Raw genomic sequence first — 23363 nt, forward strand, 5'->3', positions numbered from 1 at the left:
ACTGCTCACGCAGTAGATCACTGGAGAGCCGGGTACTCGGAGACGGGTCTGCCCGGTTCGGAGGGAGGCCGAACGGAAAAGGACCAGCCCATACAGGACTGGCACCTCACTGTTCGGCCGACCCTACCGGCACCGTCAACCAGATGTGCCTGGCCCACCTGCCCGGCTACGCGCCGCGCGGCACCTGCGACCGGGCCGGGCAAGCCACGCTGACCCTGCCCGAGCTGGACGCCGCGATCGGCCGGTTCTTCCATCAGGTCTACAACCAGCGGCCCCATTCGGAGACCAAGACAACGCCGCAGGCACGCTGGGAGGCCGGCGCATTCATCCCGCGCATGCCCGGCTCACTCGAGCAGCTGGACCTGCTGCTGCTCACGGTCGCCAAGCCCCGCAAGATCCACACCGATGGGATCCACTTCCTGTCCTTGCGCTACCTGGATCCGGTACTGGCCTTCTACACCGGCGAGCAGACCACGATCCGCTACGACCCGCGCGACATCACCGAGATCCGCGTCTACCTGCGCGGCTGCGATGGCAGCGAAGAGTTCCTGTGCCGGGCGATCTGCCCCGAGCTCGCGGAGACCACCATCAGCCTCAAAGAGATCACCGCCGCCCGCAACGCCCGCCGAAAAGAGCTGCGCGGCCGCCTGACCAGCCGAGCCGCCGTCGTCGGCCGGCTCCTGGCCGCCCACACCGAACCGCTGCCCGCCGCCTACCCCACGCCAGCGCCGGCCAACTGGCACAGCCTGACCCAGCCCGCCACTGACGACACCGTGGCCGCCGCCCAGCCCGGCGATCCCTGCCCCGAGCCGCCGCCAGGCGCGGACACCACCCGTACCCGCCGTGACGGTCCGCGACTCAAACGCTACTGGAATGAGTGATCCGTTCCCCGCCCGGACACACACCACGCGTGGGCTTAAGAGAGGACAGCGACCCAGGCGACACCCCCGACCCACCCCCTGATCCCCTCGACCAGCCCTACCCCGAAGGCGCCGACCTTCCGCCCGGCCTTCCGCCCGGCCAGCCGCGCGACCAGCCGGCCGGCGAGCCGGCACCCGGCGGCCACACTCCCCGCCTGGACATCAGCGACCGGCCGCCACCGCCCCACCGGCCCGGCCCGGACGGCAACAGGCACGCGACAGCAGGGGCCGCCGCCCCCATCATGATCACCAAAGAACACCGGATGTTCGTCGAATTCGCCGACGCCGTCCGCCGCGAACGCTACGTCGGTCTCTGCTTCGGCGCCCCGGGCGTCGGAAAGACCCAATCGGCCCGCCACTACTCCCAATGGGATCGGCTCGCCCACCACCTCGACGGCACCCGCCCCGCCGGCTCCGACGACGGCGATCCCTCAGCCGCGCACCTCCTGGCCGCCCGCGCCGTCATGTACACGCCCAAGGTCCACAACACCCCCCACCACCTCGACAAAGAGATCTCCTTCCTGTGCGACCGGCTCGGCTGGAACGTGGAGATCATGCTCAACTCCGGCCGCGGCGTCGACGAGCACGGCATGCTCAACGCCAGTACTCACCCGAGCTCCTCATCGTGGACGAAGCCGACAGGCTCCGGGTCGCGGCACTGGAGCAACTACGCGACCACCACGACCGGACCGGCATCGGGCTGATCCTGATCGGGATGCCGGGCATCGAAAAGCGGCTCTCGCGCTACCCCCAGCTCTACTCCCGGGTCGGGTTCGTCCACCACTACAAGCCCATGTCCGCGAACGAGCAGGTATTCGTCCTGGGCCGCTCATGGCCTCATCTACGCCTCGGCGACAGCGATGACTACGCCACCACTGAAGCCGTCGCCGCCATCACCCGCATCACCAGCGGCAACTTCCGGCTCACCGTGCGCCTCATCGGGCAGATCGAGCGAATCATGAAGATCAACGACATGTCCGTCGTCACCAAGGAGATCGTCGACGCCGCCTGGCAGAACCTCGTCATCGGCTCGATGTGAGATCACACCAGCCACAAAGGGAGATCCACGACCAACGATCAGGAGCTGAGGCTACTGCCTGGCCCCCGTTTCCGGGCCAGGCGGCGGCCTGTTCAGAACACTCAGGACAAACCACCCCAGCCAAGCCGACCACGACAAACACCGATCCAAGAATCACGACCCCAAGCGATCCGAGGCACACCTCTGGGCGGGTGGAGTTCGAGAGGGTGGAGCCCCAGACCGATTGATCACTCTTTGTGACTGGCCGATATTGATAAGCAATAGGGGCGGCTGGCTGCGGAGGGGGAGCCAGGTCGCGGGGGCGTGGGCGTTCGGGCATGAGCACCTGCTATTCCCGAACGTCCGCGCTGCTCCTCGTCTCACTTGTGGTTAAGGGGCCGGGAGCCTGCGAGTGGTGGCGTCTGGCGGAGCCGCGCCACGGGCGCCGGCGGCTTCGCGGAGTCGAATGATCTCCTCGTGCTGGGCGGCGAGCGGGCCAAGGGCCTGGGTGCGGAAGCCCGTGAGCTGTCGATCCTTCGCTCCGACTGGGCCAGCCGCTCCTTGAACGTGGCGTTCTGAGCTTTGAGGCGGGTGATTTGGGCTTCGCGGGGGTCGGGGATGTCTCCGGCCTGCTACAGGGCCTGGAGACGTCGCTCGAATTCGGCGCGGAGGTGTGCGTAGGGGCGGGTGCGGTACAACACTGATCAGATCAACTCGTGAACACCCGCTTGGGGATGGTGTGGTCCTGGGCTGTCGCGGCTGGGTTGTCGCAGGCCGAGGACGACGCCTGCTGCGACGAGCAGGGCGCCGGTGATGTCGGCGGGGCCTGCCTGGCCGAGGCCGAGTGCGAGGGTGGTGAGCAGTGCGCCGACCGGTACGAGGCCGGCGAACAGGCCCGCGCGGTCGGCGCCGAGGCGGCGCAGTGCGTCGTACCAGAGGAAGAAGGCGGCTGCGGTGACGATGGCGCCGAGGTAACCGAAGGCGGCTGCTTGGCTGGGTGTGGGCAGCCGCAGGGAGGCCGTGCCGTCCACGGCGAGGCCTGCGGCCAGCAGCATGGGGACGGACAGGGCGGCGGGATAGGCGGCGACCCTCAGGGGACCGAGTTTGGGCAACAGGGGGATGGCGAGCAGGGAGAACGCCACCTCGCCGGCGAGCGCGCCGAGGGAGAGCAGGAGGCCCGTCAGGCTGCCCGAGCCGAGGCCGGCGGCGACGGCCGCGCCGAGTGCGACCACGAGCGCGGCGCCGACGGTGCGGGGGGCCGGGCGTCGGCGTTCCATCAGGGGCCCGACAAGGGCGAGTACGAGGGGGACGGCTCCGACCACGGTGCCGATCATGGCGGGCCCGGCGTGCCGGGTGGCTTCGCCGAGGAAGAGGTTGAACCCGGCCAGGCCGGTGGCGGCCAGCGCGATCAGGAGCAGGATGTCACGTGAGGTCAGGCGGACGCGGGGCAGGCGCCGGTGGCCTACGACGGTGAGCAGGATGGCCGCGGCGATGGCATAGCGCAGGGCCTGTCCGGTGAAGACCGGGTAGTCGGCGATGGTGGCGGAGACCGCGGCGGAGGTGCCGACGAGCAGCATTGCCGAGGCCGCGCCGAGGGAGGCGGCGGAGGAGTTCATGCGGCGTGCTCCGCCACGGTCGAGGGAGCGGCAGCCGAGGGGGTGAGGACCTTGCGGGTGATGCGCTCGGCGATGGCGGCGACCAGGGTTCGGGGGCGGCGGGGGGCCAGGTGCGCGGTGAGGGCGTTGCTGAATCCGGGGGCGACGTAGCCGCGGTCTCGCTCCAGCGCGCGCAGGGCGGCGCGGACGACGGGTTCGGGGGTGGTCATGGAGCCGGTGACGGCCGCGTTGCGGGTGCCGATGGTGTCGAAGAAGGCGGTCTCGACCGGGCCGGGGCACAGGGTGAGCACGCGGATGCCGCGCCGGCGGTACTCCTGTCGCAGGGCGAGGCCGAAGTTCAGCACGAAGGTCTTGGCCGCGCCGTAGACGGCGAAGTACGGGGAGGGTTGGAAGGCGGCGTTGGAGGCGACGTTGACGATCGCGCCGCGGCCGCGCTCCAGCATGCCGGGCAGCACCTCGTGGGTGAGGTCGACGAGTGCGACGACGTTGACCATCAGCTGGTTGTGGTCGCGGGCTGTGGGAATCTCCTCGAAGCGGCCGCAGGTGCCGAAGCCGGCGTTGTTGATCAGGAGGTCGACGCTCAGATCGCGGGTGGTCAGCTGGTCGGCGATGCGGCGGGCGGCGTCCGGCTCGGCGAGGTCCTGGACCAGCACATGGGCGCGAACGCCGTGTTCGGCGGTCAGGCGCTGGGCGAGGGCGGTAAGCCGGTCGCCGGAGCGGGCCACCAAGATCACGTCGTGGCCCTGGGCGGCGAGCTGGGAGGCGAATTCCGCGCCGAGGCCGGACGACGCTCCGGTGATGAGGGCGGTGTTGTGCATGTGGTTCTCCTTGGCCGTGGTACCCGAGTCGGTGGCAACTGGAAGGAGAATGTACCAGTAATTCAAATAACTGCAACAGATAAGATGCAGTTAACAGTGTGGCGGCGTCAGTGATGTAGTGTGTTGCTGGATAATTGGTCGAACAGGAGGCGTGATGGGTGGGACGGCAGCACGATCGTTGCGGGCGGACGCGGAGCGCAGCGTGCGCGCGATCCTGGAGGCGGCCGAGCGGGTGCTCGCCCAAGAGTCCGGCGCCTCCATGGAGCAGATCGCCGCAGCCGCGGGAGTGGCCCGCACGACCATTCACCGGCGGTTTGCCAGCCGGCAGGCGCTGATCGAGGCGCTGGCCTCGTCCGCGGCCCGCCAGCTCGCCCAGGCGGTCGACGACGGCCGGCCGGACACCGCGCCGCCGCTGGTGGCGATGCACCGGATCACCGCCAACGTGCTCGAGGTCAAGAGCGCCTGGGCGTTCGCGTTGGGGCTGCCGGCAGCCCCTGGCAGCGAGGCCGCCGTCCTCCACCAGCACATCGCCCGCAGCTGCACCGCCGTACTGAAGCGGGCCCAGGATGACAAGCTCATCGACCAAGCGGCCGACCTCGACTGGGTGCGCCGGGTCTACTACGCACTCATCGGTGAATCCCTGCACGGCAACGCGGACGGCGCCGACCCGGACACCCTCGCGGCCCGTATCATCGACACTCTGCTGCACGGCGCTAGCCCACGCGCCTGAGCCGAGAGCTGCAGCACCAGACGTTCACGTTGGCTCAGCGACGACGTGGTCGAGTGCGGCTCCAGCAGGGTTCGCTTGGGGGCAGCGGCCTCTTCGTCCCACCCCTGCCAGCTCTTCGTCAGGAACCCCGACGGCGCCATCCGCGGGCACTGGCTTGGTGAGGAAGGCCGTCGCGCCGTCGGACGACTCCGTGCGGTAACCCTGGGCGTGGTAGAGGCGGATGTTGTGCCGGCTCCGTGCACCGGTGGACAGCGCGATGCGGCGGCAGGAGGCGTCGGCCGCGGCTTCGGCCTCGCGCAGCAGCCAGCGCCCCACGCCCTGGCCGCGCAGATCGGGGACGACGCCGAGGCGGCCTACGTGCCAGTCGTCGTCCACGCGGCGCGTGCGCACCATGCCCAGGAGCCGGCCGTCCCGCCACAGGCCCGTGGTCTGCCAGGTGGCCAGCCATGCGCGTACCTGCTCCAGTGACTCCTCCAGGGCGGGGATGGCCAGGGTGTCGTTGGTCAGCGCCTCCTCCACCCAGCAGCACCGCTGGAGTACCAACACCTCCGGAGCGTCGTCCGGGGTCAGCGCTCTCACGTACGACCCCGGCACCGGCACCGCCCCCGAACCTGAGCGGGCCCGCTCGCGCATCGGCCGCAGAGCGTGGGCGAGGCGGACGAGCTCGTCCAGGACCCCGATGGCGGCCTGCTCGCGGCCGGCGTCCGGGCGGAGCCGCCCGCCGTCCACCGCGTCGGCGATGCGCAGGGCGACCGTGGCGCCCAGCGGCACCAGTCGCAGCGTGGTCACCACCTGTTTGGCGTGCTGGACCGACCGGGTGCCCGCCGAGGTGTTGCCGTAGCTGACGAACCCCATCGGCTTCCACGCCCATTCCCGGCCCAGGTAGTCGAGGGCGTTCTTGAACGCCGCCGGCATGCCGTAGTTGTACTCGGGAGTGACCGCGATGAAGCCGTCCGCCGCGTCCACCATCGCGCTCCACCGCTTGGTGGGCTCATTCCGGTAGACGCCGGAGGCCGGCTCTTCCTCCTCGTCGAGGAACGGCAGGGCGAGGTCGCCGAGGGCCACCGGCAGCAGATCCACGCCCAGTTCCGTGGCTCGTGGCGCGATCGCGTCGATCAGCCACTGACCCACCACCGGGCCGAGGGCGCCGGGACGAGTGCTGCACACGAGGACAAGGATCCGCACAGGTTTCGTTGACATGGAAATGAACCTAGCTGGTAACTTGTTTACATGTCAAAGAAAAGTTCGGGGGAGACGGTGCGCTGGCTCGACGCGGACGAGGAACGCGCCTGGCGCGCCCTGCGCCGGATGATGATCGCGATCCAGTCACGCACCGCGCACGACCTGGCTGCGATCGGCTTGTCGGAAGCCGACTACGAGGTGCTCAGCACGCTGTCCGAGCGTCCGGGTCGCGCCAGCACGCTGCGCGAGCAGGCCGCCAAGATGGGCTGGTCACGCAGCCGCCTGTCGCGGCACGCCAGCCGGATGGAGGCCCGCGGTCTCGTGCGGCGCGAGCCCGACCCGGACGACGGCCGGGGCTGTTATCTCGTCCTCACCGAGCACGGCCTGGAAACGCTCGAGGACGCCGCCCCTGCGCACCTGGAATCGGTCCGCCGCCACGTCATCGATCGGCTCTCGCCCGCGGACCTGTCCGCTCTGGAAGGCATCGCCCGCAAAATGGAAGAATCCGCATGAGCATCACCGGAGAAACCGAGCCGCATCAGTGCACCGGCTCGCACAGCGACGTTCGAAGCGGCGTCTCTAGTGGGGTGGCCACGAACGTTCACCGGAGTGGTGGTTGATCATGCGGCTTGGGTGGCAGGTCGTCCCCAGCGGCGCTGTTTTTCGCTGCGGATGCGTGCGCGTTCGCGGCGTTGGGAGGCCAGGACGTCGGGGTGGCGGGCGTTGGCGTTGCGCCAGCGCAGGTAGGCCTGGAGCTTTCGGGTCTGCACCGTGTGATTGGGATGGTCGGAGTTGCTCATCACGAAGGTGCGCAGCGGTCCGAACTGCGCTTCGATCGGGTTGGCCCAGGAGGCGCTGGTCGGGGTGAAGCACAGCTCGACCTTGTGCGCGGCGGCCCAGGCGCGGATGGCGGGGGTCTTGTTGGCCGACAGGTTGTCCAGAATGACGTAGATCGGTGCGCCGTCCGGGCGGGCGTGGCGGATGCTCTTGAGCGCGGCCAGGGTGTTGGCGCCGCTCTTGCGCTCACGGTTGACTCCCCACAACTGGTCATCGCCCAGGCTGTAGCAGCCGTGGAAGTAGCGCACCCCATGGGTGCGCGTGTAGGTGGCCGGTTGTCGTTCGGGTTTGCCCTCGAGGTTTGCCCTCGGGCGCCCTGCCGGAGCCGGGCTGAGGCCGGATGGACAGTGGCCCGAACTGGTCGAAGGCGAAGCACCGCTGCGGGAAGCGCGTGGTGACCTCCTCGATGCGGTCCAGCTTGGCGTCCCGGTCGGGGTCGGTGGACTCCTTCCAGGTCCGGGTGCGCTGGAAGGAGATCTTGTGCTCGCGTAAGTACTGCCGCAGCCGCTCACGCCCGACCAGCACGGTCCGCACCGGGTTGTCGGCCAGGTAGTCGACGAGTTTGCGGATGCTCCACCGGGTGAAGGGCCGGCCCAGCTTCTCCGGGCGCGTCCTGGCCATCGCGACGATGAAGTCCTCATCGCCCGAGGTGATGCGGCGGGGACGGCCACCCGCCCACTTAGGGTCCAGCGCGGACAGCCCCCGCTCGTTGAAGGCATGGATGACGTCTCGCACGGTGTCCTCATCGGCCGCGACCAACTGCGCGATCGCCGCAACCGGCGTGCCACTGGCCGAGGCCATGATGATCAGCGCTCGCCGGACCCGGATCGACTCGTGCCGGCCTCGCCGGACAAGTCGTTGCAGCGTCTGTCCCTCCTGATCGGACAACCGCCGTGCTCGCACAGGTTCGGCCATACGGATCCTCCTGCCGTCATCGTGCATGTCGATACGACACTGAAGCAGAATCCGGCGAAGCCTGCGCAAGCCGTCGGGTGTGTCCGCGGCCCGGTGAACCTATGTGGTCACCGCACTAGCCACCTGGAGGACGCCCATAGGCTGGATGTCGATGCTGCCTCCCGAGCGGCGGCGGTTGCATGGCCGCGGTGAGGCTGCGCTCAGGGGATGTGTTCGTGCCGGGCTCGCGCCGGTACGCCGACCCGGCCTCCTACCTGTACACGGCCCGGAACTCCCATAGCTACGGCGAAGGGCAGAGTAGGCGGTGATCCCGCTTCTACCTGGGGTTTTCTGAGGCTCCACGGATCATGCGGTGGATGGTGAAGCGTCCGACGCTGTACTCAGTGGCCAGGTCGGCGAGGGAGACCTCGCCTTCGGCGTAGCGGCGGCGGATGGAACGGCGGGCGGGTTCGGGCAGTTTGGGCTGCTTGCCCTTGAGCTTGCCGTTCTTCTTGGCAGACGCAGCAACGACCGGACCGCGCTCTGCCGCGAAATCCTGACTCCCAGCACGTCCAGCAGCCGAGATCCCGCCCGGCCGGCCAACTCCCGCACCACCGCCCCAACCTGCGTGGCCAAGGCGATCGTGCGGCGTTGATATGGTTCGGCCGGCCCAGGCAGCGGCTCCCGGAACGTCTGCCGCGCGCACCCGACCGTTGCGCACCTCAACCGCCGAAACCGTAGCCGCACGAGCACTCGCTGCCTAGCCAACGGAAGGTCCGCCAGCTGCCGGTTCACATAGCCATGCACCCGGCCGGCTGCTCCACAGCCGGGGCCACGCCACCGGCGCGCCGTTGGACGTGACATGCACCATGACCGCGCCGCCCCTGGATTGAACGCTGCCGACGACCAGATCGGCCAACTGCGGGAACAGCAGCCCCGCAAGATCCTTAACGTCACACCGGCGTCACGCTGGGATAGCACGGCGAGATGATCGTGGACCGACACGAGCTATCGCGTTCCGTCACCACCGAAAGTGGGCCAGAGCCAGTGACCGTACAGACCCGATTGTCGGTCACTCAAGATGTTGATAAAGGTGACACCGGCGTTGAGCATGGCCGGGTGTGAAACGACCCCGCCGAGGGTCCTCGGGCGGGGTCGTGATGCTCACCCTGGCGCGGCGGATTCGTCGACGATGGCCTTGTCGGCGGCGTAAGTGGCCAGCATGGACGGCCGTCCGAGGTTGTTGACCGAGCGGGGATGGCCGCGGGCGGTTTCGTGGACAAGGGCGATGGCGTCGTCGCTGAAGAGCGGGTCGGAACGGCGGGCGAGGGTCATGTGGTGCCGGATGTAGTCAGCGGTCTCCTCGGTCGTCATCCCGGTCATGTGGTGGCGGACGGAGATGCGCTGGTCGAGGGCGGCCGGCACGCCGAGCTTGATCTTGCGTTTGAAGGTGGGTCGGCCGATCAGTCCGGCGTTCGAAGCGGCGAGCCACAGCCAGTGGAAGGCGTTCTGCCAAGCGTGGGTGCGTTCGACAGGCCACCGCTGGGCGGCCTGGATCGGTGCCTTGTTCCCTTGTGCGCGATCCGGCCGCGCAGGCCCCGCTCGTCGAGCAGGGGGCGGGACTTGGCCGAGTTGTAGCCGGCATCGAGGTGGACAGTGATCTCGTCAGGCAGTGGCCCAAGTGCCTTCAAAAGGCCGCTTGGCCGCCGCCGGAGGCCTTGGAGATGGCGCCGTCCACGGCGATCTGGTCAAGGACGAGACCGACGATGCGGTCGTAGGCGTCGAGTACGATCTCCTTCAGACGGGCGAACAGGCCCAGGCCTATCCACTGGTCGCGGCGGTTACGGATGGTCGTGGCCGAGCGGGTGGCGATCCGCGATCGCCTCGTAGGAGCACCCGAACCGGAGGACCTGCAGCAGCTTGCCGAAGACGATCCGGTCGCCGATCCGGCGCCGGTGGCAGCCCAGCGGATGGGCCGGATCGTACTCTGGCCGCCGCGACAGGGCGGCGAATTGGTCCCACAGCGGTTCCGTCAGCCATGATGGCAGCGCAGGCACAGGTCTCCCCGATGATCACAGAGCGTCGCAACTCCATGATCACGGAACTTGTGGCTGCCTCCCCTTTCGCTGCACCCCATCACTACACGTCGCGGACCGCGAGCAATTCGACTGCTGCCCAGACAATTCCAGCTGGGATGCAGCGGCAGAACGCCAGTGGTCCGCACGGTAGGCAGCGAGATCTTCGCTGTCGGGAATGGTAATGAGGTGGGCCTCGATCTGATCTCCCGGAGTGCGCAGTCGTCGCTCAAGACGTCCTCCATACTCGGCGAGGAGTGGCAAAACGGCCCCTCCATCAGCGTCGAAGGCGTACAAGCCTCCTTCAGGTAGCCGCGCGAGTATCAAGTATGTGACGACCATCGCTCCCTCCACAGCGGTCGGAAGGCAGTGATCTTCTGAGCTGTGCTCAGGGCCGCTGCCGGAACGGGGCGAGCGTGGCGCGTACGAGGTCGGCGGCGCCCCAGTCGGGGTCGAACTGGGCGATCACGGCCAGGTGCTGGCGGAGCTGGAGGATCGGCATCCGTTCGCGCCAGTCGCGGTCGAGCCCGGTCAGCTCGGCGTACAGCTCGAAGAACACATGCGCCTCGGGCGGCGGCGCCGTCGTCCACAGGTGGGCCAGGTCGACCTCGGCCCACGTGTACGACACGGCCGGGTCGATCAGCACGGGCCGCCCGTCGGAGGCGGCCATGACGTTCAGCGCCCACAGGTCGCCGTGCGTCAGGCACGCGGGCCTGACCGGCAGCAGCTCGGGCAGCCGGTCGCACAGCCGTTCAAGCGCCGCCCGGTCCGCGGCGTCGAGCGCCTCCTGGACGCGACGCTCGCCGAGCCAGCGCAGCAGACGGTGCTGGGCGAAGAACTCGAACCCGTCGTCATCCCAGGTGTTGACCTGCCGACGACGGCCCAGCCAGTTGTCCCGGTGCCACCCGAATCGGGGGTGCCGCGTGGTGGTGTGCAGGTGGGCGAGCGCATGCGCGAACTGCTCCCAGAAGGCCTCGGTGCCCGGCCGGGACTGCAGCACGGAGAGCACGAGCAGGTCTCGGTCCGCCAGGATGATCTCGGGCGTGGCGACGCCGCCCGCCTCGCGCAGCACGGTGAGCCCTTCGGCCTCCGCGGCGAAGGCGTCGTCCGACGGCGGCTCGCCGAACGCCTTGACGAACACCGACGTGCCGTCACCGCGGCGCGCGAGCCCCGCGGTCGCGGCGAGGCCTCCGGTGGCCGGTTCGACCGCGACGACGTCGGTCAGGCCGGCCGCGTGCAGGCGTTCGAGCAGGAGGGATGTCGCGTCTGTCACGGGGTGTGCTCCTCTTTGCTGGTCACGCATCATGGCAATCAGGGCCGAGGCCCGTGAGCAATGATCGAAGCCTGTGGATCTCCGGGGAAGGGGTGTACCTTCCCGAATCATCCGATGTGCTTTCGAGATAAGAGGCCGAGCGGATAGGCGCGGTTGAGGCACCCCGGCGGGTGTTGCAGGCGCAGGTCTTAATGATCATGAACGGACAACGCTTCGTGATCACCGGGAGATCTGTGCCCGTCCTTCCGCCATGGCTGACCGAGCCGCTGTGGGATCAATTCTCGGCGCTGCTGCCCGAGCGGCCGGTTTGTCACCCGGACCATCCTCTGGGCTGCCACCGCCCACGCATCAGTGACCGAATCATCTTCGACAAGATGCTGCAACTCCTGCGCTGCGGCTGCTCCTACCAGGCGATCGCCGACATCACCTGCTCGGCCACCACGATCCGCAACCGCCGCGACGAGTGGATCCGCCTCGGCATCTTCGCCCGGCTCGAGCAGATCGCGTTGGAGTCCTACGACCGGATCATCGGCCTGCTCCTGGACCAGATCGCTGTCGACGGCTCCATCACCAAGGCCCCCGGCGGCGGCGAGGTCGCCGGACGCTCCCCGGTCGACCGCGGCAAACAGGGTCTGAAACGCCGGGCATGACGGACGGTTACGGCATCCCGCTGGGCCGCGTCCTGGCTGGCGCCAACCGCCACGACTCCCCGCTGCTCGCCTCTTGCGTGGCCGACCGCGTCGTCCCGGCTCGTGTGTGGTCCTAGGTCCAAGGTCGCTGTCAGCATGGGTCCACCGACCGATGAGCATCTGAGGGCACCGGAGCGATCATGGAATCTCTTCGATCAGCGGTGGAGGGGTCATGCTGGTGGAACTGGTGGACTGGGTCGAGATCCCGGCCGGGATGCTGCGTCGGGGTACACCCGCCGAAGAGGTGGAGGAGGTGGCACACCGCTACGCCGACACTGGGGTGCCGGTGGAGTGGTACTGGAAGGAAGCCCCGCGCACAGAGATCCACCTTCCGGCGTTCCGGATCGCCCGCAGCCAGGTCACTGTCAGCCAGTGGACGCTCTTCGCGCAGGCCACCGGCAGGCCGGTGCCGCAGGCACCGGGTGGCCACCCGGTCATCGGCGTCACCTGGAAGGAGGCGATGGACTATTGCCGGTGGCTGGGGGAACAGCTCGGCGGCCTTGACGTGCGCTTGCCCACTGAGGACGAGTGGGAGCGTGCCGCCCGCGGTGACGACGGCCGCGAGTTCCCATGGGGCAACGAGTACCGCACGGGCCTGGCCAATCTGGTGGACTTGGGCATCGGCACCACCATGCCGGTCGGTTCGTTCCCCGAGGGTGCCAGCCCCTTCGGCGTGCTGGACATGGTGGGCAACGCCGATGAGTGGACTTCCACCCTCTATGCCCCTTACCCGGGCGCTCCCATTGAGGTGCCGAGCACGGAGGACTGGGCCTTCGACCCGCATGTCACCCGGGGTGGCGCGTTCCGCCACGACCGGGACCTGGCCCGGTGCGCCCGCCGACACGGCGCCTACGAGCAGGACCTGGCGGCGATTGGCGTGGGCTTTCGTCTAGCGGCATCGGCCAGGTGAAGGACAGCCTAGGACCGCCCTCTACGCCCTTACCCGGGTCCTCCCATTGAGGTGCCGAGCACGGAGGACTGGGCCTTCGACCCGCATGTCACCCGGGGTGGCGCGTTCCGCCACGACCGGGACCTGGCCCGGTGCGCCCGCCGACACGGCGCCTACGAGCAGTGCTCGCAGTCGAGGCCTCTGTCGCGGCGGCCGGCCCGCCAGGCGCTCAGCACGGGTTCGCTGAGCGCCCATCGGGCGTCGGACAAGTCGCTGGGGGACGGTCGCTGCTCGGTCACTCCGGCGTACCGCGGCTCAGACCTCTTGCCCAGCCCTTAGTGCCAGTCCGGCGAAGAGGGCTTCGAGAACGCGGTCGACGTAGGTATGTGTCAGCTGTTCGTTGGTGATCAGGTACCTGAAGTACAGAGGTCCGGACAGGATCGCCATCGCCAGGTCCAGGTCGAAGTCGGGTGAGATCTGCCCCTGCTCGCGCGCCTTTTCCAGCCGGGCGACGGTCTTGGCTTCCTGCGGGTCGATGAAGCGCTCGTTGAGCGCGGCGGCGACCTGGGGATCGTATTGGGCTTCGCCCACGAGCGCCCGGAACAGCGGGCCGAACGGCGGCCGGCCCAGCAGGTCGACGGCCGCGTGGATCTGTGTGCGCAGGTCGGCGACGATGTCGCCGGTGTCGGGGTAGTCCAGTCCCGGTTCGTTCAACGACAGGAGGGAATCAAGGAACAGGGCTCCTTTGGACGGCCAGCGGCGGTAGATCGTGTGCTTGCCGACGCCGGCGCGAGTCGCGACCGCTTCGATGCTGAGTTTGGCGTAGCCGATCTCCTGGCCCAGTTCCAGGGTGGTCTGCATGATGGCTACGGTCCGGTCGGCGCTCTTCTCCCTCATTTTGCCACCGTAACAGCACGGTACGTGCCGTATTGACAGCAGTGGCCTGATTCCTCCATCCTCCATCCTGTACGGCACGTGCCGTACAGGATGGAGGATGGGCATTGTGGAATCACCAGCACTGAGACTGATTGGCCTGACCAAGACGTTCGGCCGCAGGCACGTCGTGGACCATGTCGAGCTGCAGGTGCCGCGCGGCTCGTTCTTCGGCTTGGTCGGCCCCAACGGCGCCGGCAAGACCACCTCGTTGTCGATGGCGGTGGGTCTGCTCCGGCCGGATGCGGGCCGTGCCGAGATCTTCGATGTCGACGTGTGGGCGGATGCCGTACGGGCCAAGAAACTGATCGGCGTGCTGCCCGACGGGCTGGCGATGCCCGAACGGCTGACCGGCCGGGAACTGCTGCGCTTCACAGGTCTGCTGCGCGGCATGGAGCGTTCCGAGGTCGATCGCCGGGCGGAGGAGTTGCTGGACACCCTCGGGCTGAAGACGGCTGGCCGGACCCTGGTGATGGAGTACTCCACCGGCATGCGCAAGAAGATCGGCCTTGCCTCCGCCCTGCTGCACGCGCCGAAGCTGCTGGTACTCGATGAGCCGCTGGAAGCGGTCGACCCGGTGAGCGCGGCGACCATCAAGGTGATTCTGCAGCGGTTCGTGCGCGGCGGCGGGACGGTCGTGCTGTCCAGCCATGTGATGGCCCTCGTGGAGCAGTTCTGCGACCACGTCGCGGTGATCGACGCGGGCCGGGTCGCCGCCTCGGGTCCGTTGGAGCGGGTGCGTGGCGGGCTGAGCCTGGAGGAGCGGTTCGTGAGCCTGGTCGGTGGCCAGCTGCCCGAGATGGAGGCGCTGGCGTGGTTGGCGTCCTGATTCGGATGAAGCTGGCCGTCCTGCGCAATTCGCTGAGCGGGCAGCGTGCCGCTCAGATGATCTTCGGTGGTGTGGTGGGCCTGGCGCTCGCGGGCGCGGTCGTGCTGCTCGCCGGTCGGGACTATCCGGTCGCGTCGCTGCGGCTCGACCTGCTCGGTGCCGCGCTGGCGCTCTGGACGGCCGGCTGGCTCGTGGGGCCCGCTCTGTTCGGCGGCGGGGATGAGACCCTGCGCCCCGAGCACTTCTCCCTGCAGGCGATGTCCCCGCGCGCGTTGACCGTCGGCCTGGCCGCCGCCTCCTTCATCGGTGTCGCACCGGCGGTGACCATGGTGGCGCTGGCCGGACTGGTGGTCGTGGCGACCGGGCTCGGGGCGACGGTGGTCGCCGTGGTGGCGGCCATCCTCCAACTCGTCCTCACCGTGATCGCCTCCCGGCTGGTCACCGCCGCCCTCGGCCAGGTCATGCGATCACGCACAGGCGCCGCGCTTGCGGCGCTGGTCAGCGCGACGGTGCTGGCCGCTCTCCACTCCGGCTGGGTGCTATCACCCCTGGCCGGTACGGCGCTGGACACCGGATTTCCCAGCGTGGCCGCCACGTGGGTGCGCGCCCTTCCCTCGGGCTGGGGTCTGACCGCCGTCGAAGCTGCCGCACACGGTGACTGGCCGCTCGTGGCGACCGCCCTGGCGGGCCTGGCTGCGCTTGGGGCGGCATGTCTGTACGGCTGGGCCGTGCTGATCCAGCGCCGGCTGACCACCCGCCGCGCCAGCGGACGACCCGCCAGGGCCACCGCCGACCGGTGGGTGCGCGGTCCGGTCACCGCGGTCGCCGCCCGCGAGCTGCGCACCTACGCCCGTGACCTGCAGCGCTTCCACTTCCTCTGTTTCGCCTTGGCGTACGCACTGGTGTTCTGCCTGCTGCCGCTGGCCGCCGGCTCCACGGTGTTCCTGCCGTGGACCGGGCTGCTGTTCGCCGTCTGGATCGCGGCGATCTCCGCCAACCTCTACGGCGACGACGGCACCGAACTATGGGGCAAGATCATGATCCCCGGCGCGATTCGGCACGACGTGCGCGGCCGGCAGCTCGGCTGGTTCCTTGTCGCCGCGCCACCCACCGTGGTGCTGACCGTCGGCCTGGTCGTTGCCTCCGGCCACCACGAGGCCTGGCCGTGGCTGGCCGCTCTGATTCCCGCAGTGCTGGGCGGCGGAGCCGGGACCACGGCGCTGGTCTCGGTCCTGCGCCCGGTCCCGCTGGGCGACCCGCACCGCCGCGGCGGCAACCTGCTGGACAATGGCACCGATTTCGCCCAGGTCCTGCTGATGCTGATCCTGACCGCAGCCAGCGCCGCACCGGCCTTCCTGGCTGTACTGCAGGGCCCGATCTGGGCCGGACCGGTGGTCGGGGTAGCCGGCGGGGCGACCATGGCGTGGCTGCTGGGCCGGATCGCGGCCGCCCGGCTGCAGAGCACTGCACCCGACCTTCTCCTGCGCTTTCGTTCCGGCACGCAACCCGCACGCAGGCGCCCGACGATCGCCCCAGCCAAGCACCCCGGCCCACCGTACCGCCCCCAGCCCGATCCGGGCCTGCGGCGTCTCGGCCTCGACCTTGCTCCCGCCGGGCGACGGGCCTACGTCATCGCCAGCCTGACGCTGTGCTGGGTGCCCCTGGTGGCACAGGGCGCGGTCCCCGCGATCATGCTCGCCACCGGCGAGATCAACCGCTCGTGGTTCGTGGCACTACATCTGCCGGACAGCCTCCAATGGCCGACGGTCATCGTTATGATCATCATCGGACTTGTCCTACTCGCCACCGGTCTGGGGATCGGGCTCCACTACTTGGCCAGATCACGCCGATCTGTCGCATAGCGCCACCGGTGAGAGCATCTCTGGTGCCCTCAGGCGGCCGGCTCCACGGCCGAGAAGTCGACCTCGGCCAGAGCCGGGTTGAAGGCTGGAGTCACGAGCGTGGGACTCCTTCGTACGGAACTTGGCGGTTCAGTGCGGAACCTACGCTCGTGATCTATTTACGCCGCGTCCGGGACGCGACCGGCGGCGTGCTGGCCACCGCCGTAGGCCCTCCGCTCCCGAACGTGACCCCAGCCGCCAGGTAACTGAGTGAGTGGTCAGGAGTTCGTCGCACTGCGGAGCGCAGCATGGATCCCCTCGCGGGCTGCGCGTGGGAATCCTGGGGCGTCCCGTTTGTGCGTGACGATCTGCGCCCACGCGCCGTCGTAGAGGATGTACGTCTTCGTGGAGGTGCGGGTCGGCATGAAGATCACACCGACCAGCAGGCCGCCGAGAAGCAGCCAGCTGAAAGAGGCGGCAGCGTCATCCCGCTCCCCGTGTAGTGACGTTCTGTGTCGTCGGCGCCGGTCATCGGGGCGGCCCCGACGACAGCATCAGCCCCACACAATCATCGACAAACGCCGACGTCGTGGTGTCGTCCCCTTCGGCAACGACACCACGACGCATCAAGCCGTCCGCGACTGCGGTCGACAAATCGTCTATAACGACTGACCCGACTCAGGACTTACTCGGATCAGCGGTCCCAGTCGCAGTCGTCCCAGCCGTCAGCGGAGCCGCTGACGGTCTCCTCCGGGTGCATCGACTCGATCTTGTGCAGGTCCCACTCCAGCTCGAGCCGCTCGATCAGGTCGCGCTCCCACAGAGCCAGCTCGGGGGCCGGGGCCAGCGTCATCCGCTCCTGACCCACATAGATGGCGGGCCTCACCCGCGTGTCAACCGTCATCGTGTTTTCCTTTCGACAGGGCGGGACGTGGATTCGTCCGCCTGCATGAAGCTTGACGTCCGGCGCTAATTGATCACTTGGCGGCGACTTGGAACGTTCTCGCACTGGAGACCCTGCCCCAGGCCCAGCGCCTGACGACGCTTCCCCTCCCTTTCACCTGGCGCCGATCCGCGGGAGGCAGGGTGCCGCGGATCCCCATCGGCGGCGACACGACAGGCGGCACCCGCACATCCAGCTCCCTGGCCGCCCGCACGGCGGCCCGCCGACCGGCACGGTCATCCACTTCGACCAGGCGTTCAGCCCAGCCTCTGGGGCCTTCACCCGACCCCGCCAAGGACCTCGGCCCGCTGACCTCGATGGGCAGCGCCCGAGACTCGACAACGCCATGTTCCTCCGCCTCGACAGGCGTGAGCATGGCGAACGGTATCCACCAAGCCGCCGCCAAGGGATCAATAAGTGTTGGGCGTCAAGCTTCGATGCAGTCGGACGAACTCACGTCGCGGCCTGTCGAAAGGGAAACGACCATGACGGTTGACACGCGGGTGAGGCCCGCCATCTATGTGGGTCAGGAGCGGGTGACGCTGGCCCCGGCCCCCGAGCTGGCTCTGTGGGAGCGCGACCTGATCGAGCGGCTCGAGCTGGAGTGGGACCTGCACAAGATCGAGTCGATGCGCCCGGAGGAGACCATCAGCGGTTCCGGCGACGGCTGGGGCGACTGCGACTACGCCGCCTAGGCGCCGCACCACATTAGCCATCGAGTAGAGAGGTTCACGCTCATGCGTAACCACGAAAGGTCCGCGCGGATTGCCGTCGTCACGCATGAGCGCGACCTGCACGCCCACGCCGTGAAGGCGGAAATGGAACGGCGCTACCCAGCGACGGTGCACATCTTCGAAACCGACCATTTCAGCCGGGCGCCGGGTCTCAGCTGGTCCCCGCAGGGATTCACGGAGTCGGTGTTTCCCGCCAACGACGGGACCGCGGTGGATGTGCAGGGAATCGACGCGATCTGGTTCAGGCGGCTGGGCAACACCCGCACGACGGCCAATCCCGAGGTCACCGATCCCGGCGATCGTGAGCTCATCTACGCCGATACCAGGGCCGCCGTGCTCGGCATGCTGACGACCGAGTTCCGCGGACGGTGGATCGATCACCCGGAGGCCTTCTGGGCGGCGCAGAACAAGGTCGTCCAGCTGCGGGCGGCCCACGATCTCGGCCTGCGGATCCCGGAAACGCTGATCAGCCAGTCACCCGACCAGATCCGAAAGTTCTGCGGCATCCACCCGAGCGCCATCGTCAAGGCCGTCCGCGGGGTGGTGCAAGCTCCGGCCGCGACCGCGACGGTCAGCGAGAAGTTGCTGGCCAACGAGTCGGCGATGCGCCTGTGTCCGGCCATCTACCAGGAGCTCGTCCCCGGACGGCGACACGTGCGCGTGCAGGTCTTCGGCGAGCGTGTGCTGGCCGCCCTGCTGGAGTCCGATGACCTGGACTGGCGGCCGAACCTCGACATCCCCGCGACCGAGCACCACCTGCCCTCTGACATCCAGAACGCCCTGCGCGCCGTGCTGCGGCGCCTCAACCTGACCATGGGCATCTTCGACCTGAAACTCACCGACGACGACGAATACGTCTGGCTGGAGGTCAATCCACAAGGCCAATGGCTGTTCGTCGAAGGCATGGCCGGCCTGCCGTTGATCGAGACGTTCACCGACTTCTTGTACGGCCAAGCCACCCGATGAACCGGCGGGTGCTGTCACTGTTTCGACCGTACACGCGACAGGTGCTCCTGATCGCCATCCTGATCGTGATCTCGGCCGGGCTCGGTGCGGCGCTGCCGTTCCTCGTCAGGGAAATGGTCGATGCGGGCCTGTTCGCGCGCGGCGGGCCACGCATCGGCCTGCTGTGCGGCCTGCTGGCGGTGGCCATCGCGCTCACCGCGCTGAGCGGCGGACTGACCGTGCTGCAGTCATACGTGGCCAGCCGGATGGGCCAGGAGGTGATGGAGGGGCTGCGCACCGGCCTGTACGCGCACCTGCAGCGGTTGCCGCTGACCTTCTTCACCGGCACCCGGACCGGAGAGATCCAGTCCCGGGTGATCGGTGACGTGGCCGAGGTCCAGACCACGGTCAGCACGACCGTGCCCACGATGCTGGCCAACGTCCTCACCTGCGTGACCGCCCTGTCGGGCTTGTTCGCCCTGTCGTGGCGGCTCACGCTGGTCTCGATCGGCCTGCTGCCGATCGCCGCCTGGCTGACGGCGAAGGTGGCCCTGCACCAGCGCCGCGTCATCGCCGCCGTGCAGCAGTCTCGGGCCGAGATGAGCGTCATCGCCGAGGAGACGCTGTCGATCTCCGGCATCCTGCTGGCGCGGATCTTCGGCCGGGTCGATCACGGCGTGCGGCGGTTCCAGAGCGAGAGCCGGCGTCTGTCCGGCCTGCAGTTGCGGGCGGCGGTGTCGGCGCAGGCGCTGACCGCGGCGCTGCAAGCCCTCTTCCTGATCATGCCTGCCGTGGTCTACTTCGCCGCCGGGTTCGCCGACGCGTCCACGCCGGGAACGTTGCTGGCGTTCACCTCGCTGCAGGCCCGGCTCTTCCTCCCCGCGGGCCAGCTCATGCAGGTCACAGTCCAATTCCGCGCCGCCACCGCGGTGTTCGAGCGCATCTTTGAGTATTTCGACCACCCGCCTGAGGTCATCGACCAGCCGGACGCGCTCGCCGTTCGCAAGGAGGCGACCCGCGGTGAGATCCGGCTGGACCGGGTGACCTTCCGGCACGAGGGGCAGCCCGCCCTTCGGGACGTGACCCTGGCCGTCCAGCCCGGGCAGTTCGCCGCGATCGTGGGGGAGAGCGGGTCGGGCAAGACCACCCTGACGCACTTGATCATGCGGCTGCACGACCCGGACCACGGCCGGATCACCATCGACGGCACCGACGTACGCCGCCTGACACGCGACTCACTGGCCACGCTGTTCGGCGTGGTGACCCAGGAACCGGTGCTGCTGCACGCGACCATCGCCGACAACCTCCGCTACGCCAAGCCGGACGCCACGACGGCCGAGCTGGAGGCCGCCTGCAGGTCCGCCCGCATCCACGACCGCATCATGCGGCTGCCGGACGGCTACGACTCCGTGGTGGGCGAGCGAGGCTCCCGGCTGTCGGGCGGCGAGAAACAACGTCTGGCCATCGCCCGCGCGATCCTGAACGACCCGCGCATCCTCATTCTCGACGAGGCGACCTCGGCCCTGGACACCGAAAGCGAGCGACAGGTTCAGGAGGCGTTGCTCCCGCTGCTGGCCGGACGTACGACGATTGCCGTCACGCATCGGCTCGACACGATCCGCGCGGCGGACGTCATCTTCGTCCTGCACGAGGGACGGCTGGTCGAACAGGGGACTCACGACGAGTTGATCGACTGGGGCGAGCGCTACGCGGAGCTCTACCACTATTGGTCCAAGACCTGGCATGCAGGCCAACCGACTGCCGGGGCGTCGCAAGGGCCGCTCCAGGAAATGGCGGGCGAGCCGGTCCGATCCCCCGCGCCCGCTTCTTGGCGGCAGTCGTCAACTCGCTCCCCGACGCGGTGGTGAGCCTGGCTGACGGTGAGCCTGGCTGACGCGGAAGCCGGGCCCAGGGCCACCCCGGGCCCGGATGTCGTACGGAATGCCTCGCGTTGAACGGGGTCGCCGGCCATACCTGGACGTCTCGGTACGTACCTTTCTAGGATGTGCGGGTGCGGCTGAACCTTCTCGGGCCTTTGGAACTGGTCATGAACGGGCAGGCCGCATCGGTGGGGCCGCCCAAGCAGCGCGGCCTGCTGGCGATCAACGCCGACCGGGTGGTCCCGGTCGATCTGCTGTCGGAGCGGCTGTGGGCGGGCAAGCCGCCCGTCAGCGGACAGGCCAGCCTCCAGGTGTATGTGTCCAACCTGCGCCGCTGCCTCGAGTCCGGCCGCAGCTCTCGCGTCTCCCCGACGGTTACGGGCTGATGACGGACCGACTCGATCTCGATGTGCGGGAGTCCGGCGTGCGTTTCCGGCGGGCTCGACGATCTGGCCGGCGGGCGCCGGGCGCAGGCCGCCGAGCGACTCGGCGCCGCGCTGGTCCTGTGGCGGGGCGAGCCGTACGCCGACGTGCGGTCGGAGGAATGGGCGCAGGCCGAGATCGGGCGGCTGGAGCAACTGCGGCTCGACGCCGTGGAGGGCCAAGCCGCCGCGCTGCCCGAACTGCGGCGTTTCACCGACGTGGTCGCCCGGCTCGATCCGTTCGTACGGGATCATCCGGCGGGAGCGGGCCTGGGAACTGCTCGTTCTGGCCCACTACCGGTCGGGGCGGCAGGCGGCAGCGCTCGAATGCCTGCGGAACGTGCCCGGGACGCTGGCCGGCGAACTGGGCATCGATCCCGGGCCACGGCTGCGCGAACTGGAGACCGCGGTGCTCCACCAGGACCCGGATCTGCTGCCGGCCCCGCTTCCACCGGCGAAGACGCCCGGGGCGGCGGCGCGGCCGCACGTGGACGACCGGCTCTTCATCGGGCGCGAGCGCGCCCTGGACTTCCTGGCGGACGCGGCGAAGGCGGCGGAGAGCGGGCAGGTCGTCCTGGTCGCCGGGGAGCCTGGGGTCAGAGAGATTTGGAACGGAATCCGGCGTTAACGGGGTGCTCCTGGGTCAGCGCGCGCCTGCACGCGTAAGAGGGGATGTCGAGCACGCATGCACGTGCACGACCGAGCGCGTCAGGCTTCGTCGTCGTCGGCCAGGTTCATAGTCGTAGGGCTCGCCGCGAGCCAGCCGCTCGGCGCGCATCTGCTCGCGCTCGGCATCGATAATCCCGGTCAGGTACTCCCACCTGTTCACCCGCTGGACCGCGACGCGAGCCAGGTCGCGCTGCAGCACGATCCGAGATGAGCGGCCCATCTCTCCTCCTTGACCAATGGACGCGGCCACCAACGGAAAGGCCCCGTTTCCGGAACGGGAACGGGACCCTGGAGCGAGGTGGGGTCACTTGTGCCAGGTGATCGTGTAGCTGCTGTTGGCCTGGCTGGGGTTGGTGGGCTCCGAGACCGAGCGGTTCTGGGTGGTCACCGTATTGGGCGGGAGCGTGACCTGGGGCCCGAGCCAACCGCACCCTGACCACGAACCTGGCGTCGCCCGCGCCAAGACCACGGCCGCCGAGCAGGCTAAAGACCACCGCCTACCGGTTAGCCCTGACGTGACCCAGGCGGCGCCGGTCCCGTGTTGCGTTATCAGGCGTTCACGGGGACGGGTTCGGCGGTCGTACGCGCCGACGCCGCGCCCACGGCCAGTAGCCCGAGACCGGCCAGAACCGTCGCCGGGATGATCACCAACCCCTCCACTACAGGCAGGCCCGGACCGACGATCAGCACCAGTGCCGCGGCCAACAGCGCCACGCCGGCCAGCCGCGCCGAGCGCCGCGCCCCGCGCCACGCGAGGCCGGCCCCGAACGCCACCAGCGACGCCATCCACACCATCCCGGCCACTGCGTTGACCGCACCGCCGCCACCGGCCTCCACCTGTTCGGCGACGCCGTGCAGTGGCGCGACGTACGCCTCGAACCACGCGCCAGGAGCGAGGGCGGCGAACGCGATCGCCAGCACGACCCCGCCGATCGAGGCCAGCTTGGACGGCCGGAGCGCCTGGCTCACGGCGATCAGCAGGGGGAGCCCGGCGGCGATCAGCAGGCCGCCCAGGGCGAAGATGAGGTGCGCCGCCTCCCAGGTCGGGGCGGAATGGGCGGCCTCGCTGTGCTCCAGGGGGTGCAGGACGTTTCCGAGGGCGAACAGGATGCCGCCGCTGCCCACCAGGCTGCCGGCCAGGATTCGCATGTTCATGGTCTTCTTCTCCTTGGAGTTCCGCCGGGCGGTGGGTCCGCCCTGGCGATAAGGGTTGGGGGCGTATTGCG

General features: G+C 69.1%; 22 protein-coding genes and 7 pseudogenes. 16 read left to right on the forward strand and 13 right to left on the reverse strand.

Going from position 1 to position 23363, the window contains the following annotated elements:
* The first annotated feature begins 143 nt into the window (after positions 1-143).
* The 3 genes and pseudogenes from ACBJ59_RS51775 (at position 144) to ACBJ59_RS51785 (ending at position 1959) form a co-directional block, all read left to right on the forward strand.
* Complete coding sequence (locus tag ACBJ59_RS51775; RefSeq protein ID WP_375117369.1) at positions 144-881, forward strand: Mu transposase C-terminal domain-containing protein; 738 nt, start codon at positions 144-146, stop codon at positions 879-881.
* A 406-nt stretch (positions 882-1287) separates the two neighbouring features.
* Positions 1288-1599 (forward strand): annotated as a pseudogene (locus ACBJ59_RS51780) (hypothetical protein); the annotation flags it as partial.
* 36 nt (positions 1600-1635) lie between these two features.
* Positions 1636-1959: a hypothetical protein gene (locus ACBJ59_RS51785; protein ID WP_375117510.1), complete on the forward strand. Its 324-nt coding sequence runs from the start codon at positions 1636-1638 to the stop codon at positions 1957-1959.
* A 683-nt stretch (positions 1960-2642) separates the two neighbouring features.
* On the opposite strand, the gene ACBJ59_RS51790 is transcribed toward ACBJ59_RS51785, so the two are convergent.
* Positions 2643-3554 (reverse strand): DMT family transporter, encoded by a 912-nt coding sequence (locus ACBJ59_RS51790; protein ID WP_375117370.1) that lies wholly within the window; start codon positions 3552-3554, stop codon positions 2643-2645.
* Positions 3551-4372, reverse strand: a complete 822-nt coding sequence (locus tag ACBJ59_RS51795; RefSeq protein ID WP_375117371.1) for an SDR family NAD(P)-dependent oxidoreductase — start codon at positions 4370-4372, stop codon at positions 3551-3553. Before ACBJ59_RS51795 ends, ACBJ59_RS51790 begins: the two co-directional genes overlap by 4 nt.
* Before the next feature lie 202 nt (positions 4373-4574).
* Between ACBJ59_RS51795 and ACBJ59_RS51800 the strand changes: the two genes are divergently transcribed.
* The gene (locus tag ACBJ59_RS51800; protein ID WP_375117372.1) at positions 4575-5102 is read left to right on the forward strand and encodes a TetR/AcrR family transcriptional regulator; all 528 of its coding nucleotides are present in this window, start codon (positions 4575-4577) and stop codon (positions 5100-5102) included.
* A gap of 24 nt (positions 5103-5126) precedes the next feature.
* On the opposite strand, the gene ACBJ59_RS51805 is transcribed toward ACBJ59_RS51800, so the two are convergent.
* Entirely contained in the window at positions 5127-6302 is a 1176-nt protein-coding gene (locus ACBJ59_RS51805; RefSeq protein WP_375117373.1) for a GNAT family N-acetyltransferase, read from the reverse strand.
* Between the two features lie 57 nt (positions 6303-6359).
* On the opposite strand from ACBJ59_RS51805, the gene ACBJ59_RS51810 reads away from it, so the two are divergent.
* Entirely contained in the window at positions 6360-6797 is a 438-nt protein-coding gene (locus ACBJ59_RS51810; protein WP_375117374.1) for a MarR family winged helix-turn-helix transcriptional regulator, read from the forward strand.
* 107 nt (positions 6798-6904) lie between these two features.
* Here ACBJ59_RS51810 and ACBJ59_RS51815 read toward each other — a convergent pair.
* Positions 6905-8036, reverse strand: a pseudogene (locus ACBJ59_RS51815) (IS630 family transposase).
* Positions 8037-8388: 352 nt separating this feature from the next.
* On the opposite strand from ACBJ59_RS51815, the gene ACBJ59_RS51820 reads away from it, so the two are divergent.
* Entirely contained in the window at positions 8389-8670 is a 282-nt protein-coding gene (locus ACBJ59_RS51820) for a hypothetical protein (RefSeq protein WP_375117511.1), read from the forward strand.
* 71 nt (positions 8671-8741) lie between these two features.
* Here ACBJ59_RS51820 and ACBJ59_RS51825 read toward each other — a convergent pair.
* The 4 genes and pseudogenes from ACBJ59_RS51825 to ACBJ59_RS51840 form a co-directional block, all read right to left on the reverse strand.
* A pseudogene (locus ACBJ59_RS51825) lies at positions 8742-8879 on the reverse strand (hypothetical protein); the annotation flags it as partial.
* A gap of 300 nt (positions 8880-9179) precedes the next feature.
* On the reverse strand, positions 9180-9440 hold the full coding sequence (locus ACBJ59_RS51830) for a hypothetical protein (RefSeq protein ID WP_375117512.1): 261 nt from the start codon (positions 9438-9440) through the stop codon (positions 9180-9182).
* 37 nt (positions 9441-9477) lie between these two features.
* Positions 9478-10072: pseudogene (locus ACBJ59_RS51835) on the reverse strand (IS5/IS1182 family transposase); the annotation flags it as partial.
* A gap of 406 nt (positions 10073-10478) precedes the next feature.
* A complete protein-coding gene (locus tag ACBJ59_RS51840; RefSeq protein ID WP_375117375.1) occupies positions 10479-11363 on the reverse strand; it encodes a fructosamine kinase family protein in 885 nt (294 codons plus the stop codon).
* Between the two features lie 233 nt (positions 11364-11596).
* On the opposite strand from ACBJ59_RS51840, the pseudogene ACBJ59_RS51845 reads away from it, so the two are divergent.
* A pseudogene (locus ACBJ59_RS51845) lies at positions 11597-12081 on the forward strand (transposase); the annotation flags it as partial.
* Between the two features lie 143 nt (positions 12082-12224).
* On the forward strand, positions 12225-12962 hold the full coding sequence (locus ACBJ59_RS51850; RefSeq protein ID WP_375117376.1) for a formylglycine-generating enzyme family protein: 738 nt from the start codon (positions 12225-12227) through the stop codon (positions 12960-12962).
* Positions 12963-13141: 179 nt separating this feature from the next.
* Here ACBJ59_RS51850 and ACBJ59_RS51855 read toward each other — a convergent pair.
* Both ACBJ59_RS51855 and ACBJ59_RS51860 read right to left on the reverse strand, forming a co-directional pair.
* Positions 13142-13240: pseudogene (locus ACBJ59_RS51855) on the reverse strand (IS5/IS1182 family transposase); the annotation flags it as partial.
* A 16-nt stretch (positions 13241-13256) separates the two neighbouring features.
* Positions 13257-13838, reverse strand: a complete 582-nt coding sequence (locus ACBJ59_RS51860) for a TetR/AcrR family transcriptional regulator (RefSeq protein WP_375117377.1) — start codon at positions 13836-13838, stop codon at positions 13257-13259.
* Between the two features lie 97 nt (positions 13839-13935).
* Between ACBJ59_RS51860 and ACBJ59_RS51865 the strand changes: the two genes are divergently transcribed.
* Entirely contained in the window at positions 13936-14703 is a 768-nt protein-coding gene (locus ACBJ59_RS51865; protein ID WP_375117378.1) for an ABC transporter ATP-binding protein, read from the forward strand.
* A gap of 5 nt (positions 14704-14708) precedes the next feature.
* A complete protein-coding gene (locus ACBJ59_RS51870; protein ID WP_375117379.1) occupies positions 14709-16565 on the forward strand; it encodes a hypothetical protein in 1857 nt (618 codons plus the stop codon).
* A gap of 673 nt (positions 16566-17238) precedes the next feature.
* Here ACBJ59_RS51870 and ACBJ59_RS51875 read toward each other — a convergent pair.
* Positions 17239-17448 (reverse strand): hypothetical protein, encoded by a 210-nt coding sequence (locus tag ACBJ59_RS51875; RefSeq protein WP_375117380.1) that lies wholly within the window; start codon positions 17446-17448, stop codon positions 17239-17241.
* A gap of 524 nt (positions 17449-17972) precedes the next feature.
* On the opposite strand from ACBJ59_RS51875, the gene ACBJ59_RS51880 reads away from it, so the two are divergent.
* The 6 genes and pseudogenes from ACBJ59_RS51880 to ACBJ59_RS51905 all read left to right on the forward strand — a co-directional run bounded on the left by ACBJ59_RS51880 (position 17973) and on the right by ACBJ59_RS51905 (position 22096).
* A complete protein-coding gene (locus ACBJ59_RS51880; protein ID WP_375117381.1) occupies positions 17973-18182 on the forward strand; it encodes a hypothetical protein in 210 nt (69 codons plus the stop codon).
* 42 nt (positions 18183-18224) lie between these two features.
* Positions 18225-19187, forward strand: a complete 963-nt coding sequence (locus ACBJ59_RS51885) for a RimK family alpha-L-glutamate ligase (RefSeq protein WP_375117382.1) — start codon at positions 18225-18227, stop codon at positions 19185-19187.
* 41 nt (positions 19188-19228) lie between these two features.
* Positions 19229-21034 (forward strand): ABC transporter ATP-binding protein, encoded by a 1806-nt coding sequence (locus ACBJ59_RS51890; protein WP_375117383.1) that lies wholly within the window; start codon positions 19229-19231, stop codon positions 21032-21034.
* A gap of 143 nt (positions 21035-21177) precedes the next feature.
* Entirely contained in the window at positions 21178-21432 is a 255-nt protein-coding gene (locus tag ACBJ59_RS51895) for a winged helix-turn-helix domain-containing protein (RefSeq protein WP_375117384.1), read from the forward strand.
* A 21-nt stretch (positions 21433-21453) separates the two neighbouring features.
* Positions 21454-21714, forward strand: a pseudogene (locus ACBJ59_RS51900) (BTAD domain-containing putative transcriptional regulator); the annotation flags it as partial.
* Between the two features lie 7 nt (positions 21715-21721).
* Positions 21722-22096, forward strand: a complete 375-nt coding sequence (locus ACBJ59_RS51905) for a BTAD domain-containing putative transcriptional regulator (protein WP_375117499.1) — start codon at positions 21722-21724, stop codon at positions 22094-22096.
* A 15-nt stretch (positions 22097-22111) separates the two neighbouring features.
* On the opposite strand, the gene ACBJ59_RS51910 is transcribed toward ACBJ59_RS51905, so the two are convergent.
* A complete protein-coding gene (locus tag ACBJ59_RS51910; RefSeq protein ID WP_375117385.1) occupies positions 22112-22357 on the reverse strand; it encodes a hypothetical protein in 246 nt (81 codons plus the stop codon).
* A 329-nt stretch (positions 22358-22686) separates the two neighbouring features.
* Positions 22687-23292, reverse strand: coding sequence for a hypothetical protein (locus ACBJ59_RS51915; protein WP_375117386.1), 606 nt, complete (start codon positions 23290-23292; stop codon positions 22687-22689).
* Positions 23293-23363 lie beyond the last annotated feature (71 nt).

It is taken from the genome of Nonomuraea sp. MTCD27, from assembly GCF_041950495.1.
GTDB lineage: Bacteria > Actinomycetota > Actinomycetes > Streptosporangiales > Streptosporangiaceae > Nonomuraea.

What these genes read in the sequence shown, in the direction of transcription:
- ACBJ59_RS51880 (WP_375117381.1), top strand. Translation starts at nt 17,973, where the DNA reads ATGACGGTTGACACGCGGGTGAGGCCCGCCATCTATGTGGGTCAGGAG.
- ACBJ59_RS51795 (WP_375117371.1), bottom strand. Translation starts at nt 4,372, where the DNA reads ATGCACAACACCGCCCTCATCACCGGAGCGTCGTCCGGCCTCGGCGCG.
- ACBJ59_RS51875 (WP_375117380.1), bottom strand. Translation starts at nt 17,448, where the DNA reads ATGACGGTTGACACGCGGGTGAGGCCCGCCATCTATGTGGGTCAGGAG.
- ACBJ59_RS51850 (WP_375117376.1), top strand. Translation starts at nt 12,225, where the DNA reads ATGCTGGTGGAACTGGTGGACTGGGTCGAGATCCCGGCCGGGATGCTG.
- ACBJ59_RS51885 (WP_375117382.1), top strand. Translation starts at nt 18,225, where the DNA reads ATGCGTAACCACGAAAGGTCCGCGCGGATTGCCGTCGTCACGCATGAG.
- ACBJ59_RS51910 (WP_375117385.1), bottom strand. Translation starts at nt 22,357, where the DNA reads ATGGGCCGCTCATCTCGGATCGTGCTGCAGCGCGACCTGGCTCGCGTC.
- ACBJ59_RS51860 (WP_375117377.1), bottom strand. Translation starts at nt 13,838, where the DNA reads ATGAGGGAGAAGAGCGCCGACCGGACCGTAGCCATCATGCAGACCACC.
- ACBJ59_RS51865 (WP_375117378.1), top strand. Translation starts at nt 13,936, where the DNA reads ATGGGCATTGTGGAATCACCAGCACTGAGACTGATTGGCCTGACCAAG.
- ACBJ59_RS51785 (WP_375117510.1), top strand. Translation starts at nt 1,636, where the DNA reads ATGCCGGGCATCGAAAAGCGGCTCTCGCGCTACCCCCAGCTCTACTCC.
- ACBJ59_RS51805 (WP_375117373.1), bottom strand. Translation starts at nt 6,302, where the DNA reads ATGTCAACGAAACCTGTGCGGATCCTTGTCCTCGTGTGCAGCACTCGT.
- ACBJ59_RS51790 (WP_375117370.1), bottom strand. Translation starts at nt 3,554, where the DNA reads ATGAACTCCTCCGCCGCCTCCCTCGGCGCGGCCTCGGCAATGCTGCTC.
- ACBJ59_RS51775 (WP_375117369.1), top strand. Translation starts at nt 144, where the DNA reads ATGTGCCTGGCCCACCTGCCCGGCTACGCGCCGCGCGGCACCTGCGAC.
- ACBJ59_RS51870 (WP_375117379.1), top strand. Translation starts at nt 14,709, where the DNA reads ATGAAGCTGGCCGTCCTGCGCAATTCGCTGAGCGGGCAGCGTGCCGCT.
- ACBJ59_RS51915 (WP_375117386.1), bottom strand. Translation starts at nt 23,292, where the DNA reads ATGAACATGCGAATCCTGGCCGGCAGCCTGGTGGGCAGCGGCGGCATC.